Raw genomic sequence first — 16127 nt, 5'->3', positions numbered from 1 at the left:
ATAAAATCTCCTCTCTTCCTCAAGGGATTTAATCTTCCACTCCTCTCATTTCCCCTTTATCTACAAGGATTAATTAAAAGTGACCCACTCACTAAAGATTTTAGAAAAATTTCTTAGCTTTCGACCGAGGTCATGCCAAATTATTGTCAATTTTCACCACTCACGCCAACCGCATATGATAGGAAAATATATTCCCAATTTTATGGGACGTGAATCGATTTGATGTATGAGTTTGGCATATTGATTGAGCTGATGCTGGTAGCGCATTTGTTCGCGGTCAAGGAAATCCGCCAATGCCGAGCCTTCATGACTGCTTGTTTTGTAATCTATAATCCAGCGAATGCCGTTGACATCACAGAATGTTCTATCAATTATCCAGCTCATCACTTTATCGTTGACGATACCGCTGATTCTCAATTCATTCTGTGCGAATGGCTGAGACCCCAAAATCCATTGTCCACGCTCATCTTGAATTGCATTCGTTAAGGCCAGGATAATCCGCTCAACCGCGTAAACCATTGTCTGATCATCTCCGCTTATCCCGCCCGCAATTAAATTCCATGTGAATTGTTCTCGCATTCCCTGAATACGCGCCGCATTCCAGTTATTCATTTCATCTTCGGCAATTTTCTGTAACCAACGATGCACCACATTACCCACATGCCTGGCCATTTCGCTAGCCCAAGAAAATTCTATTTCTTCCTGAATTTGTTTTTTATCGCGAGATTCTTGCCATGTAACCAACTCCGGCGCATCCGGCAATACCCAGCCTGTCTTCAATCGAAAAATACTCTGACTGACTACAGCTGCGCTAATCGTATTATCTGTTCTATTTTCTGAATGACGATTCAGCGACATGACGTCATCGGCCGCTGCAGCGCTATAGGTCGGTTGCACAATCGGCCACAACCGCTGCAACAATGAGCCTTGCAGTGGTTTTAATGGCGCCGCATTGCCATGATCATCCGAAGCCCCGTTGACATGACCGAGCAGGTGTAAAAACTTTTTAGCACGCGTGGCAGCCACATACAGTAAGCGATCGGTTTCAAATTGCGCCTTGTCCCGATCCAGTTTTTCCACCCACGTATAGATCGGATCAACGCCTAAGCCCGTTTCCTGAATCGGCGCAAGCAATAAATCTGGTATCGCCGCGCTCTTTTCTCCTGCGATTTGACTATGCGGCTGTTCGATCCACCTCAACAACTGTTTATCATGATTACGCGAGGTTCGCCCCAAACCAGGCACGATCACCGTATCAAACTCAAGCCCCTTGGCTTTATGAATTGTCATAATCTGCAAAGACTCATCAGCCTCCAGATCCGGCGATGCATACAATGCAACCAATCCCTTCTCGAAACTTGCCAGATCCTGAATATCGCCGGCTACCTCCTGACTCTCAAGGTAATCCAGATAAATCATCGCATCATCCAGAGTATTGGCAGCACCGGCGCTGCCGATTGATGCCGCGTTGATGTACCCCGGTCCTCCTAAGACATGCCAAACTGCTTCGACTGTCACACGCAATGTCTGACGTCGCCGATTGATCATGCAAGGACTCAATATTTCCTTGATGCGGCGTAAGCGCACGCTTGCATCGGCCGAAATACCCTGCCAGCGGTTCTCATCGCAAATCAATCCCCACAGGGTGACTTCTTTGTGCATGCCATTGAGATTGTTCTCAGTCAATGCCGAAATATCCCTAAGCAACAATCCACACCAAGGTGCACGTAACAGTGCGAACCATGCCACATAATCGGCCGGATTTATTAAAGCACGGGTTAACGCCAGTAAGTCCTGCACCACAGGCTTGTGACGCAACAATTCGATATCGATGGCACGAAAGCGCAGACCGGCGGCTTTGATTTGCTCGACTATTTCAGTTAAATGGCTACGATTGCGCACTAATATTGCAATGGTTCCGTCCGGATGATCATGTCGTGTGCGCAGGATAATCTCGATAACCTGCCGGGCTTCTGCTACTTCATTTTTTTCCAGAAAAGGATAAATATTTACCGCATCACCGGCCAGCGTGCCATGTGTTGCAACGGAAGGCGTATACACCACCGCGCCCGTCGCAATATCCTCGCATTCCGGCATGATGTGGGCAAAAGTCGCATTGACCCAATCCATGATGCCTTGCTGTGAGCGGAAATTGGCGTTGAGTGTAAGGGGTTGCAAAATCAGCGTACCGATCCCTGCACTTCGCGCCTGCAAAAAGAGCCCTACTTCCGCTTCACGGAAACGGTAAATGGATTGCATCGGGTCGCCGACGGCAAAAAAACTGCGCCCATCCCCTGTTTCCCAGCCAGCAACAAGTTTCTCGATCAATGCAAACTGACTGATGGAAATATCCTGAAATTCATCGATCATCAGATGCTTGATGCGGTAATCCAATGCCAGTGCAAGATCGGTGGGCAATTCGGCATCGCCCAGCGCAAGCAATGCGCGTTGCGCCACTTCGGCAAAATCGACTTTGCCATTGATTTGAAAAATAACTTTAAGTTGCGCCACGGCAAAGGGTAACAATCGCGTGATCGCACCCAGTATTTCCCACTGCTTATCGGAATAATGCGGCGGCGGTAGTTGACGTATATCGTGCAATACTTCACGCAGAGCGTCATATGGTGACAGTAAATTGATCAAATTCTCCAGACGGTTTTTCCATGCCTTGGCTGCATCTTTCTCAGCTTTGGTATTACCGGACGGAAAACCTTCTTTCTCGGAAATTCTTTTGCGCCAATCACCCTTTTGCGTCAGCAATAACTCAGCAATACTATGCCAATGTTCAGCATCCGCTATTGATAATGCTTCCAATTGATCACAAAGTGCGATTTCCGGCGATTTGCCGGATGCGTTAAGATTCGTGGCGGCGTAGCGCAATAATGCCAGCAACTCATCGTGCAGCGCCTCTGGGAATAGCCGGAAAACAAATTGCAATGCATGATTACGGGAATTTGTCAGCGACAATTCCAGTTCTTCGCGCGGTTTTCCATGCAAATGGCGCAACCAATGATCGCGCCGCGCCAGCATATCAGCCAGCAATGCTTCAAACCGCGCCATATCGTTGTCCAGATGTTCGAGCAATCGCTCAACATCGTGCGCAATCGTATGGTTTTGTTCAACCGAAGCCAGCGTAGCGCGCGCCGCTTCCAGATAGTAATCCGCAGCATCTTCGATGGTCTCGGGTTGCGCGCCGAATTCCGACAATATCGGCATTTGCCGTGTCAATGCCGCGCACAGCGAATCAATGGTCTGTATCCGCAACCGCTCCGGATTCTCGGCGATATGCCAACCGGCTTGGCGATTCCGCTGCAGCACCGCTGCCGACAATTCACGATTCAGTTGCTCATGCGCGGTTCCGCCATCAACAGGTTTATCGCCAGTTTCCAGCGCGGCCAAAACACGCGCGCGCATTTCCGCCGCCGCTTTCCGTGTGAACGTAATCGCTACAATCTCTTCCGGCGCATCGGCACAAGCCAGCAACTTGAGATAGCGTTGAATCAGCAGCGCGGTTTTGCCCGAACCCGCCGGTGCTTGCACGATAAATGATTGTGCGGGATTCAGTGCGCGGAGGCGTTCATTAGCATCGGGGATAGGTACGGAATCAGCCATTTTCACTTTCTTGTGCAATCGCACGCTCGCCAATCCGTTCATGAATGCGGCAAAACAATTGCATATCGCAATATTCGCATGTGACCGGATACTGTTTGGGATCCACTTTGGCATCGCCGCTGCAGAAACCCGCCGCCAGATTCGTCAAATGCTGACGCCATGCTGCGACCAGATCTTCCCATGTGGCAAATTGCTTGCATCCATTCACTTGCGAGAAGACTTTCACACCGGGCAACAGATCGGGATCGCGCACAATCGCGGCGAAACCCATTTCACCTCGCTTCACCGCGGCAAATGCAACACCCACGGCATCCTGCTGCGCTTTTGTCATCACCAGATACAAAGGCAGTTGCGGTTCGTCCGGGCGTTCGCCAATCATGCTTTGAGCCGTCTGTTTTCTGGTCTTGTAATCGATAATGATATGTTGTCCGCTCGTCAATTCGTCAACCCGGTCCAGGCGGGCATTCAAGACCAGATCGCCGACCTGGATGGAAAGTTTTTCCTCGGTTGCGATTACGGTGAAATGATCCCGTTTTTTTTCTTCGTTCAACCATTCGCGTACCAAACGCACCAAGCGCCGTTGTTCGATCTGCGCAAAACGTTTTGAAAGCGCCATCGGTCTTGCTTGCTGCATCACGGTAACAGCTTCTTTGGCAATGCGCTCCAGCAGGCCATCAAGATCATTATCGGCCATGCCCTCCAGCATTTCCTTCGTTTTCAATTGCCGCCAAAGGTGCGCCAATACCTGATGCACCAGCACCCCTCGTTCCATGGCGTTTAGTCCGGTATGCGGCGCTTCCAGATCTGCAATACGTAACCGGTGTCTGGCCCAGGCGCGAAATGGACAAGCGGCGTAATCCTTGAGCACCGATGTACCGCCTTTGATGCCCTGTCCGGCCACTTCTGTGTCCAGCGGCGGCGCCTGATCGTCTTCGATCCGCTCCAACTCACATGACTGGATAATCCGTTCACGATGCTGTTCCATCGCAAGAAAAACCGGTTTATTTTCCGTTATCGATTGAATCAACGGGCTAGGTTTTAATTCGTGTCCGTCGCGATCGCTACTGAATTTGGGATAACTCAGAATTACTTCTCGAGCGGCGGATAGCCATCCCTGCGTCAATCGCCGGCAATAGGCCAATGACTCCTGCACGGAGCCCAGCGGCAATTGTGCGCTGCGCTGCAATTCCAGCGGCAGAAACGGATTGGGACGAGCACGTAACGGCCATTGCTCATCCGACAATCCCATAATCCATAGATGATCAAATTCCATCCCCGCCGCCTCCAGCACACCCAGAATTTGGATCGGCACATCCGGTGTTTCAGGCTGAAACAAGGTATCACCCGCGATTCGTTTTAACCGGCCAATCGCTTCAGGATAGCTCGTTTTAGCAACGACATGATCCAGTGTGGCAAAATCTGCGACGAGCGCGTGCCATTTCTCGAATGTCTGATACTCAATGGAATCCAGGCTACGCTCTCCGGGAAACCCCACAATTTCTAGAACTTCCAGGATAACTCGAGCAAAAGTGGAGTGGCTTCCGGATTGGGGCAGCTGGGTTTGGCGGAACTCTATCAATGCGGATAAACACCGGAGTAAAGCCGGACAGCTCGTTTGTCCACCTGCCTGTGTCGCAAGTGCGAACAGACGTTCCAACGTGATCATCGGCTCGGCATTGCGGCGAATGCGCGCATCCAACAGTGCACGCTGCTCCATCTCGGCTTTTCCGCCTGCCAGAAAAGGGGATCGCAACCAGTGACTCACCCGATGAAACGCTAGCGATTGATCCAACAAAGCCAGACTCACCAAAGCCGCGTCGATCAATGGATAAGACGTTAGCGCCAACCCCAAAGACACATTGAATGGCGCCACTGGCCGGGTAGCACCTGGCAAAGCAAAGCGGATATCCGGATGCATCACCGTAGCGAAAATACGCATCAGCACGTTGCGATAACTGGATAATGCTGGTACTACGATACCGACTCGGACAGCATGATCCGCCCCGGCTATTTTGGATCGCGCCCATAGTGCCGCCTGATGAATCTCGTCACGGCTGCTGGGATATACTATACGGCGCATTACGCCCGAAGAATGCGGGGATTGCGCCGGTAAAGCTGCAACTGTTATCTCACAACCGGCTGCTGCCAGTTTTCTTAAAAAAGCATTTTGTTGCGGCGTAAAAATATCAAAGCCATAACAAATGAGTAACGATGTTTTTTTTATATCGAAGGATTCATATTGCTCAACAATCAGATTCGTAATGCGCGCGCGATCCGTCTGCCAATTACTCCTCGTTATTTCCTGATACGCCGAGGCCCAATCGAGAAATGCTCTGCCATCTTCATTGGGATAACCATCACTCAGATGATCCGTGATTTTCCAGGCATGCGCCAGTTGCCACGCCTCCCGAGCCAATTGCGCTGTTTGCGCAATCCTCAGTAATGCTTTTCCGGTTGCTGAGAATCGAATGATCGATTCCCATAGTACCTGTTCCTGCGAGGCCGACAGCAACAAAGGCAATCTCAACGATTGAGCGGCATAGAGCGCATCAAGGTAAATACGCTCAATCAAAGCAGTCAAAGGCAAGACATCAACCGAATACCAAACCGCCCTGTTGCAGCCGATTTGGTGTTGATCGAATTTCTCTTTAAGCGCTAATGCAAGTCTCCGGTTCGGTGTGACAACCGTAGTACCAGCATTAATGCGCTTAAAAACCTCAGAAAGGGGGACTTGCGGAAATTGCGAGGAATCAGACATGCGGTATCAAATTACCGCCATTTCTGTTTAGCGCTTCAGATGATCCAGCTTATCTTTAACACTGGCCCAATCATCCGCGTCAGGCAATGGATCTTTTTTCTCGATAATCGGACGCCACTTTTTAGACAAATCTGCATTCAGATCGATGAAATGTACTTGTTCATCAGGCACGTCATCTTCCGCATAAATTGCTTCCACCGGACATTCCGCGACACATAATGTGCAATCGATACATTCGTCGGGATCGATAACTAAAAAATTGGGGCCTTCACGGAAACAATCCACCGGACATACATCCACACAATCTGTATATTTGCATTTAATGCAATTCTCAGTTACTACATAAGCCATGACAACTCTTCCTTGCTTGACACTTTTATAGAATTTCGCATTTTAACAGAATTCTGATAAACAACGCCATCCTCGAAAACTATGTCTATTAGCGTCACCTATATTAATTTCATCGATTCATTCAAAAAATTCGCATTTCTTGGCGAAACAACGCTATCGAGCGGTTGCCGCAATTTATTTCTGGACTAAATCCGATTAACTCGGTTAAGGTGCTAAAAGGTGCCACACTTCATTAACAAACCAAATCAGTAATCTAAAAGTCCGGTCATCAGCATGTGTTTTTCAGCAGAAGCCAGTTTAATTGTCAGCGGGACACTTTTTGTTGTCGGTATAACAACCATCCGGAAAACCGTTTATCCCAAAGATTTCCCAGTAGCTCTGATTCCGCTCATTTTCGCTACTCAGCAACTGGTGGAAGGATTGCTCTGGCTCTCTATATCCCATAACGACACTGCACAGTCACAATTCTGGTTGAGTAATATTTATGGCGTGTTCATCGGCATTATCTGGCCGCTGTACGCGCCTTTCGCCATTTACCAAGCGGAAACCGCCCCCATACGCAAAAAAATTATCGCTTTCACCGGTATAGCGGGTCTTGGACTTGCAGTCTATACTGCCGCCGGCCTGGTTAACGAACCGATCGTCGCGGAAATTATCCGTCACAGCATCCACTACAAACACCACGTCAGTAGTCACCAACTGGTTATTGCTTTATATTTGCTGGCCACTTGCGTACCGTTCATTTTTTCCAGCTATAAACATTTATATTCTGCCGGCATCATCATTACCCTTGGGTTCTTCGTCGCTTATTTCACTTACCTTGAAACTTTTGCCTCGGTTTGGTGTTTCTTTGCAGCAATTGCCAGTGCGCTTATTTATTTTTACTTTGTACATCGCATTAAGAAACCGCTAATCCCCATATCCTAATATGATTCTATGCACAGAACATTGACTTTTCCATAAAAAACAATTGCTTCACATTCCAATCTATCAGTAAAATCCAGATTTAAACCCAATAATTCTTATCACCATGCGCATTTCTCAAATTTATTATAAAACTGCGTTCATCTGCCTGCTATTCTTATCACCTACGGCACAAGCGAATTCCGTGGCTTGTTTTACTAGCAGCATGGGGCAATTTTGCATCGAGCTTTTTGAAACACAAACGCCAATTACTACCGCCAACTTTCTCAAATACATCGATAGCAATGCCTACACAAGCGGAATTTTTCATCGCAGCATTCCCGGCTTTGTTATCCAAGGCGGCGGTTTCAAGGTTGTCGATGGCACCAGCGGAGATTCGCTTGTGCCCGTTAATACATTTTCTCCGATCGTCAACGAATTCAAAATTTCCAATACGCGCGGAACTGTCGCCATGGCAAAACTGGGTGGTAATCCCAACAGTGCCACCAGCCAATGGTTCGTCAATCTGGCTGACAATTCCGCCAATTTGGACAATCAAAACGGCGGCTTTACGGTATTTGGGCGAGTTATTTTCGATGGCATGACCGTTTTCGATGCGATTGCAAAGCTGCCCGTAAGAAACTTGGGGGGGAGTCTTACCAACGCACCGCTCAAAGATTTTGACGGTGTTCACGCCGCACTGAGCAACCTGGTAAAGATCAATCGCGTCGAAGTAACGGATCCGACCGGTATATTCAGTGACAGTATTTTAAGTTTCGCCGTTGATATCGGAACCGGTCAGATGTATCACGTCAGTCTGCGGTTGATTAGCGACAACCCCTCCTACGAGTTTCAACTCGATCCGGCTAGTGTTGTGCCTTTGTCCGCCACTCCCAGCAATATCGCAACGCTCTCAAACAGCACTAACCAGTTACAGATCCCATCGGTTATGATCGGCGCTTCTTCTACGGTTAAAAATGTTGTGATGCAATTGACGGATGCTGAATTATACAAATTCACTTTGTTAAGCTTTGAATAAAAAAATCCGGTTGCCGCGCCACCATTCCAATCCAGCCTGCTCAATCCGGTAGGCCGCATTTCATGAAAAAACCAGTCAGCCGGATCCTGCTCATCAACGATGAGAAATTGATTCTGAAAGAATTCACCAAAGGGCTGAACGCGGCTGCGAAATCGATGGAAAATCCCCTGGGCATCGTTTTCTCCGGCGTCACCACGGCACAAGAAGCACTCCAGTCGATTGAACAAGATGGCGATATTCAGGGGTTGGTCGTCGATGACCGGCTCTATACCTTAAAACATCAAGGAAAACACTCACGCGATCTGCAAATGACCGCACTTGAACTGGTGCAGAAAATCACGCATTTTCGTCCTGAGTTGAATATATACATCCTGATCGCGCAAGAACAAGAGGATGAAGTTGTCGACGCACTTTTTTCCGAAACGGTCGATGGGTATTTTTACCGCGAAGAACGCGATTACCGCGGCATGTACCGCATTCTCAATGCTCAGCTGCAAGAAAAAGCGCGCACACCTTTCTATGATCAACTCAAGCATTATGTGCTGATGGCCAAGGATGCCTGGCATACACCGGGCCACTCTTCCGGTGATTCCTTGCGCGATAGTCCGTGGGTCAGCGATTTTTATGAATTCATCGGCGAGCATATCTTCCGCGCCGATCTATCAGTCTCAGTACCGATGCTGGATTCCTTGATGGAACCGGCCGGCGTAATCGCGGAAGCACAGAAAATTGCTGCCCAAGCTTTTGGCGCGCGCCGGACATTTTTTGCCACGAATGGTACTTCGACGGCCAATAAGGTCATTTTCCAAACGTTGCTGGCGCCCGGTAACAAGTTGTTGCTGGATCGCAATTGCCATAAGTCCGTGCATCATGGCGTGGTGCTGTCCGGCGCTCACCCGGTTTATCTGGATTCATCCGTCAATAAGAAATTCAATATTTACGGACCGGTATCCAAGCAAACTCTGTTCAAAGCGATTGAAGAACACAGCGATGCACAGGCGCTGATCTTAACCAACTGCACCTACGATGGCTTACGTTATGACTTGCCGCCTATTATTGCAGTGGCGCACACCAAAGGAATTAAGGTGATCATTGATGAAGCCTGGTATGGCTTTGCCCGATTCCACCCGGCTTTCCGTCCTACCGCGTTGGAAGCCGGTGCGGATTATGCCACCCAAAGCACGCACAAGGTGCTGTCGGCGTTCTCACAATCCAGCATGATTCATGTCAATGATCCCGATTTCAACGAACATCTGTTCCGCGAAAACTTCAATATGCATACTTCCACGAGTCCGCAGTACAGCATGATCGCGAGTCTCGATGTAGCGCGAAAGCAGGCTATGCTGGAGGGATATAAACTCTTGTCACGCACATTGGAACTGGCACAAGAAATACGCGCGCAAATCAATTCCACCGGTGTATTTCAGGTTCTGGAACTGCCCGATCTGCTACCGGATGAAATCAAACACGATAGCATTCAACTCGATCCGACCAAAGTAACAGTGGATATTTCACGCTGTGGTTTTACCGTGGAAGAATTAATCCGGGAATTATTTGAGCGCTTCAATATCCAGGTGGAAAAATCCACTTTCAATACACTCACTTTGTTGCTCACGATCGGTACCACCCGCAGCAAAGTATCGCGGCTATACGATGCCTTAATGCGCATTTCCCGTGAAAACCGCGCACCGCAACGTCTTTATCAAACGGCAGAGATTCCACGGTTCACCGAGTTGAAGTATCTCCCGCGTGACGCATTTTATTGCGGCGGTGAACTGATGCCGCTGTTGGATGAACAAGATAAGGTCAACTCAAGTCTTAATGGCCGGATATGTGCGGATCAGATCACGCCTTACCCGCCCGGTATTCCTGTGCTGGTTCCCGGGCAAGTGATTACTCAGGCTATCACACAATATTTGATCAGCATGTTACGTTCGCAAAAGCACATTGAAGTGCATGGAATTGTCTTCGATGGCTATTTGCCGTGCTTGAGACTATTGACTAATTCTGAAGAAAAAACGCTAAAACAATTGGATAAATAACTTACCGACGCATATAAGAACAAGCTCGATTAATGCTCTTTCCGGCCATAAATATCTTCAAACCGGACGATATCGTCTTCCCCCAAATACGAGCCGGATTGAATTTCAATCATCTCCAGCGGCACGCAACCGGGATTTTCTAAGCGATGACTCGTACCCAGTGGAATATAAGTCGACTCATTTTCAGAGACCAAATATACATCTTTGTTTCGCGTGACCCGAGCCGTACCGCGCACGACAACCCAGTGTTCGGCGCGATGATGATGCATTTGCAGGGATAAGGCCGCACCAGGTTTAACCACAATACGTTTCACTTGAAAACGTTCACCGACATCGATTCCGTCATACCAGCCCCATGGACGGAACACTTTACGGTGCAATTTTCCTTCCGAACGACCTTGCTGTTTCAGCATATCGACAACCAATTTCACGTCTTGTGTTTTGTCTTTATGCACAACCAATACGGCATCCGGAGTTTCAACAACGATCACATTTTCGATACCGACACAGGTAACTAAACGGCTTCCGGAAATGGCCAGCGTATTTTTGCAATCATTTAATAATACGTCCCCCTTCGCTACGTTGCCCGCATCATCTTTGGGAAGCACTTGCCACAATGAGCTCCACGCACCGATGTCAGACCATCCGGCTGTCAGCGGAATGACCACACCGCCTGGCAAGTCACTTTCCTGCCGAGCAATTCTCTCCATCACAGCATAATCGATCGAATCGCTTGGACATTGCTCAAAAGCTTTCTTATCGACACGGAGAAAATCACCATCCGCTGATCCCTGATCCCAAGCAGCTTGGCAGGCTGTTAAAATATCTGGCCGGCACTTGCCAATGGCGGACAACCATATCGAGGCCCGCATCATGAACAGTCCGCTGTTCCAGAGATAGTTACCCGCATCCAGATAAGTTTGCGCGGTTGATAGATCCGGTTTCTCGACAAAACGTGCAATTTGATAAGCAGTTTTGCCCTGCTCGATTAACTCGCCCGATTGGATATAACCATACCCGGTTTCAGGAGCGTCAGGCGTTATCCCGAAAGTGACAATCCTACCATCCATTGCTTGTGACATACCTGCTAAAACAGCGGCCTGGAATGATTCCACATCCATAATTACATGATCGGACGGCATGACCAATAAAATGGAATCATCCCCTTCCCGTAGTGCTACAAGCGCGGCTAACGTTAAAGCAGGAGCAGTATTGCGTCCGAAGGGTTCAAGCAAAATACTTCCTTTTCTATCCATAATTCGCAATTGCTCAGCAATGACGAAACGGTATTCTTCATTGCAAACAATCATCGGCGCACTTAATTGCACACCTTTCAAGCCATCCATACGCCGGATCGTAGCCTGCAATAAAGAATCTTCATTGATCAAAGGCAACAGCTGCTTAGGATATTTTTCTCGCGACAATGGCCACAGGCGCGTGCCTGAGCCTCCGGATAAGATGATGGGTATTAATGTGTTCATTTAACTCTTCAATTGGAAAAATTGCCCTAAGCCGTGCAATCTAAGGTCAAAAAGGCCTTGCATAATAGCTAGCAGGCAAAAACCTGAAAAAAAGCTTATAAAGCATTTGGCCGTTGTATGACTGATCCAGCTCGGAATATCTAAAAACGATGGAGTGTCTGGCAAAAGACAAAACCTCCATACCGTCCCTCTATGATTATCCCGCCGGAAACTATCAGCATATCAGAACAACTAGGTATTTAGTTCCACTTTGTAATGGATCGGGTTGATCTTAAATCGTTTAGTTGAATCACCCCGGTTTTTCTGGAGGCTATTTGCCTTGAGTCAAACCTCATTGGCTGACTCCCTTAATTGGCGATTATTGAACCAGTCCACCCATTCAAGGGTGGCGAATTCCACTTCCTCGATAGTGCGCCACGGGCCCCGATGCCGAATAACTTCTGCTTTATATAATCCGTTAATCGTTTCAGCCAGTGCATTGTCATAAGAATCTCCAACGCTGCCAACCGAAGCTTCGATATTGGCTTCCGCCAGACGTTCCTTATAGCGAATTGATAAATATTGGCAACCGTGGTCACTATGATGAATTAATCCCTCGATTTTCCGCCGCGCCCACAGTGCCTGTTCCAATGCATCCAGTACTAAATCGGTGTGCAATGACCGGCTGACCCGCCAGCCGACAATGTATCTGGCAAAAACATCGGTTATAAAAGCCACACAAACAAATCCCGTCCATGTCGCCACAAATGTAATGTCTGCCACCCACAATTGATTTGGCCGGGTTGCCGTAAATTGCCGGTTGACCTTGTGGGTTGGCCGATAGAGCGAATCGTCCGCAACCGTCGTCCAACACTTCCTGCCGCGCCTGGCGCCCTGTATCTCAAGCTTCTTCAGCAGCCGTCCAATCGTACAAGCGAGCAACATCAATGCCTTCTCGCAGTAATTGCCGCCACACCTTGCGTGCGCCATAAACCTGGAAATTGTCTTGCCATACCCGTTGTATATCGAGCTCCAATTTCATGTCACGCTTCATGCGTTCAGGCAATCGATCAGAGTTTCTTTCGCGTGCTTTATGTTCGTAATAGCTCGATGGGGCAATCCGGATTTGTTCGCAGATTGGCTCGACCCCATACTGTTTCCTATGTTGATCGACAAATATCACCATCACTTCGACCGGCGGTCGAGCGTCCTTTCGCAAAATATGCCGATGCCTTTCGTAATATCTCATTAGCTCGTTTGAGCTCACGATTTTCTCGTTCCAGTTGCTTGAGCCGCTCACGATCCGATGTCGACATGCCTCCTCGAATTCCATGATCCACCTCCGCTCTTCTTACCCATGTCCGCAACGTTTCCGCTGTGCAGCCAATCCTCGATGCAATCGATTTTATCGCCGACCATTGCGATTCATGCTCTTTCTGCTGTTCAAATACCAATCTAACCGCTCGTTCCCGTACTTCCGGTGAATAATTGATTGATTCTTCATCTTCTCCCCCTTTCAAATCATTTTATCTCCGGAAAACCCGGGGCGACTCATTCGCCATGATGGATAATCCCTTGGTTTCCCGTCTCGCCCACAATGCCTGTTCTAAAATATCGAGTACCAAATCGGTATGCAGGGATCGACTAACTTTCCAGCCGACAATATACTGGGCAAAAACATCCGTGACAAAAGCTACGTAGTCGCCCCTGAAAAAGTAGCAGACAACAGTTGTTGTTCTGGAAAAGCCACCCGAGAAAACAGTTGTCTATCAAAATGCATATCCTAGTAGTTTAAATTTCCATCGAGGAATCCGATAAATTTGCAATTTTCGCCACGGGAAAAAGAGCCAAAAAATAACCAGCAGCCATTGTTTCAGATTCCAGGCGCAAGCAGCCATCAGCAGGTTGATGCGATCACCGATAGCACCTTTTAGATAGTTCCTCGCCATTCGATAATCCGACTTCAGGTGGCCGATAATGGGTTCAATCGCGACACGCCTCCCGCACTGTTTTCGCTTCTTGTCTTTCTGGTACCGGGTATCCTTCTTGAGCGCCTTTCCAGGCAAAATGATCTGAGTTTCATTTTGACACTTGATTACCGACCATTGCGATTCATGTTCTTTTTGCTTCTCGAATACCAATCTTACTGCTCGCTCTCGTACTTCCAGTGAATAATTGATTTGATTCTTCTCCTTCTCCTTCTCCTTCTCCTTCTCCTTCTCCTTCTCTCAAATCATTTTATCTCCGAAAAATCCGGGCGATTCATAGTGCAGCTGGCGGAACATTTCCATGCCAGCCAGCCAACGATTTACGACGTACTAAAACGTGCCAGGCTTCAGGAATTTACTCCGCATGACAGTTCCAACCAGCGATTCAAGGTGCTGCAGCGCGGTCTCAAGCCCCTGGCCAAGGTCGAGCAAACGATCCAGGAACGCCTTAAGCGTGAAGCGAAGCACTATAAAAAGTCTTAACCGGGCGAACTCGACCACTTCGATACCAAGCAGCCTCCCTTCCTGAAAGGACAGTCTGTCGGTAAACCTCGCGAGTATCTGATTGTGGTCATCGACGACTTTCTCAGGGAGTTGTATGGCCGGGATTTTCCCCGATAAAACCCAGCACAGCATGCCTCTTTTCTCATCGGCACTGTCATCGTCCAATGTCCTTATCTATCAGATCGGCTGCGCTTATTCCAATAACGGCACGGAATTTAAAGGAACTGACTTCCAACGACAACCCCAAAAATCGCATCATATGCAGACTGAGTTCACCATGTCTTTCACCTATTCATCGCTTAAACCGCCATTTCAGATTCCTGCCAGCAGCAAGCCGGAATAAGCCGAGCGGCATGCTGCACCCGATAACGACGCATAATGAACTGCGATGGCTTACTCGATTGCGTGCAAGTCTATCAATTGATCAATCTACTTCAGAAAATTCCCTTTCTGGGTACTGTAGGTTACATCGTATTCCGAAAAACTCTTGTCTATCGCTTCAATGATGTTGTTTTAAAACACAGTGCTATCACCCAACCCTTTATTTTGATGATGTTACCGCGCAAAGGTCTCGTTAGGATTATTAGCGCACAAAGGTCTTTCTAAATTTGGCACGATTTATGCTTATCAAGTACTGCAACTAGAAAAAGGCAAACCCTGCGAAAGCAGGGGACGCAAAGTCACTGGTCTAAAGGAGCCATTTCCGATGATAGCAGGACTGCAGGTACGCCATAACTATGCGCTTTAGTCACGCAGGTCATGTGATGACTATTTAACAGAGTAACTGCTGATACATACCAAGGCAGTTCCGTACTTTAATTCTTAGTAGGAGAAAAATATGAACACTCTCAATTACGATGCACTACTAACAGCTAGTTCACTGGCAAGAATCGACAAAGCTTGTGCGATAAAGAAAGCTAATATAAGTTTTGAAGCAAAATTGTATCTTTGTATGATGACTATAATTTTACTGCTGATGAGTGGGGAAGGATTGTCTGCTGTAATAGACGATATTAAATCAGACATGCAGTTAAATGAAGCTACATTACTTAATGCACCGCCTACTTGGGGATGGGCAGTAGGAGCGGCAATAGGTATGGGATCTGCGCCGAGAGGTGATGCAACACCACCTTCGTGGATGCCAACTAATACGGATCTTAAATCGTCATCACCTTGGAACGCAGTTGTACCATGGTTCACAATTTTTCCTGGCACAACCAATGCGGCTAAAAATGTTCGCATTAAAGTATACGGAGCAACCATTTATTTTCTTTTAAAATCTACTAACAAATGGAAAAAAATAAATACCGGTTCAGGCAATCCCGCATGGGCAAGTGTTTCTACTCCTAATTATAGCTCAATAATAGGCAAATCTTATCCAAGGATTGAAGCAGATGGGTATTTATCATACAAATTCGATGCCGATTCAAATCCGATACACGGAGGCGCCCCAAGATATCAGCTTTCAAG

At 47.9% G+C, this 16127-nt stretch carries 10 protein-coding genes, 3 pseudogenes, 1 riboswitch and 1 other annotated feature; of the genes and pseudogenes, 6 read left to right on the top strand and 7 right to left on the bottom strand.

Features of this window, described 5'->3' with window-relative positions:
- Positions 1 to 153: 153 nt before the first annotated feature.
- The 3 genes from DU481_RS14330 to fdxA are packed head-to-tail and all read right to left on the bottom strand — an operon-like array spanning position 154 to position 6721.
- Positions 154 to 3612: a UvrD-helicase domain-containing protein gene (locus tag DU481_RS14330; RefSeq protein ID WP_350135615.1), complete on the bottom strand. Its 3459-nt coding sequence runs from the start codon at positions 3610 to 3612 to the stop codon at positions 154 to 156.
- Complete coding sequence (locus tag DU481_RS14325; protein WP_350135614.1) at positions 3605 to 6370, bottom strand: PD-(D/E)XK nuclease family protein; 2766 nt, start codon at positions 6368 to 6370, stop codon at positions 3605 to 3607. Before DU481_RS14325 ends, DU481_RS14330 begins: the two co-directional genes overlap by 8 nt.
- 27 nt (positions 6371 to 6397) lie before the next feature.
- Positions 6398 to 6721, bottom strand: coding sequence for a ferredoxin FdxA (fdxA, locus tag DU481_RS14320; protein WP_090322684.1), 324 nt, complete (start codon positions 6719 to 6721; stop codon positions 6398 to 6400).
- 273 nt (positions 6722 to 6994) lie between these two features.
- On the opposite strand from fdxA, the gene DU481_RS14315 reads away from it, so the two are divergent.
- The 3 genes from DU481_RS14315 to DU481_RS14305 all read left to right on the top strand — a co-directional run bounded on the left by DU481_RS14315 (position 6995) and on the right by DU481_RS14305 (position 10705).
- Positions 6995 to 7648, top strand: a complete 654-nt coding sequence (locus DU481_RS14315; RefSeq protein WP_350135613.1) for a DUF6629 family protein — start codon at positions 6995 to 6997, stop codon at positions 7646 to 7648.
- 181 nt (positions 7649 to 7829) lie between these two features.
- On the top strand, positions 7830 to 8663 hold the full coding sequence (locus DU481_RS14310; RefSeq protein ID WP_350135611.1) for a peptidylprolyl isomerase: 834 nt from the start codon (positions 7830 to 7832) through the stop codon (positions 8661 to 8663).
- A 62-nt stretch (positions 8664 to 8725) separates the two neighbouring features.
- Positions 8726 to 10705 carry an aminotransferase class I/II-fold pyridoxal phosphate-dependent enzyme gene (locus tag DU481_RS14305; RefSeq protein ID WP_350135609.1) on the top strand — a complete coding sequence of 660 codons (1980 nt, stop codon included), beginning with the start codon at positions 8726 to 8728 and terminating at the stop codon, positions 10703 to 10705.
- A gap of 29 nt (positions 10706 to 10734) precedes the next feature.
- On the opposite strand, the gene DU481_RS14300 is transcribed toward DU481_RS14305, so the two are convergent.
- The 4 genes and pseudogenes from DU481_RS14300 to DU481_RS14285 all read right to left on the bottom strand — a co-directional run.
- Complete coding sequence (locus tag DU481_RS14300; RefSeq protein ID WP_350135607.1) at positions 10735 to 12186, bottom strand: mannose-1-phosphate guanylyltransferase/mannose-6-phosphate isomerase; 1452 nt, start codon at positions 12184 to 12186, stop codon at positions 10735 to 10737.
- Positions 12187 to 12510: 324 nt separating this feature from the next.
- Positions 12511 to 13685, bottom strand: a pseudogene (locus DU481_RS14295) (IS3 family transposase).
- Positions 13277 to 13392: a sequence feature (AL1L pseudoknot), on the bottom strand. It overlaps the preceding pseudogene by 116 nt.
- A gap of 63 nt (positions 13686 to 13748) precedes the next feature.
- Positions 13749 to 13865 (bottom strand): annotated as a pseudogene (locus DU481_RS14290) (IS3 family transposase); the annotation flags it as partial.
- 69 nt (positions 13866 to 13934) lie between these two features.
- Positions 13935 to 14165 (bottom strand): annotated as a pseudogene (locus tag DU481_RS14285) (hypothetical protein); the annotation flags it as partial.
- 267 nt (positions 14166 to 14432) lie between these two features.
- Between DU481_RS14285 and DU481_RS14280 the strand changes: the two are divergent.
- The 3 genes from DU481_RS14280 to DU481_RS14270 all read left to right on the top strand — a co-directional run.
- Positions 14433 to 14636, top strand: a complete 204-nt coding sequence (locus tag DU481_RS14280) for a hypothetical protein (protein WP_350135605.1) — start codon at positions 14433 to 14435, stop codon at positions 14634 to 14636.
- A 115-nt stretch (positions 14637 to 14751) separates the two neighbouring features.
- Positions 14752 to 15000, top strand: a complete 249-nt coding sequence (locus DU481_RS14275; RefSeq protein ID WP_350135603.1) for a hypothetical protein — start codon at positions 14752 to 14754, stop codon at positions 14998 to 15000.
- Between the two features lie 296 nt (positions 15001 to 15296).
- Positions 15297 to 15383: riboswitch (cyclic di-GMP riboswitch) on the top strand.
- A gap of 112 nt (positions 15384 to 15495) precedes the next feature.
- Positions 15496 to 16127, top strand: a 632-nt coding sequence (locus DU481_RS14270; RefSeq protein ID WP_350135601.1) for a hypothetical protein, incomplete at its 3' end; no start/stop codon positions are given.

The organism is Nitrosomonas sp., assembly GCF_040240425.1.
In the GTDB taxonomy this organism is placed as follows: domain Bacteria; phylum Pseudomonadota; class Gammaproteobacteria; order Burkholderiales; family Nitrosomonadaceae; genus Nitrosomonas.
Note: the sequence above shows the minus strand (reverse complement) of the source record. Positions and strands in the feature narration are given on the sequence as shown.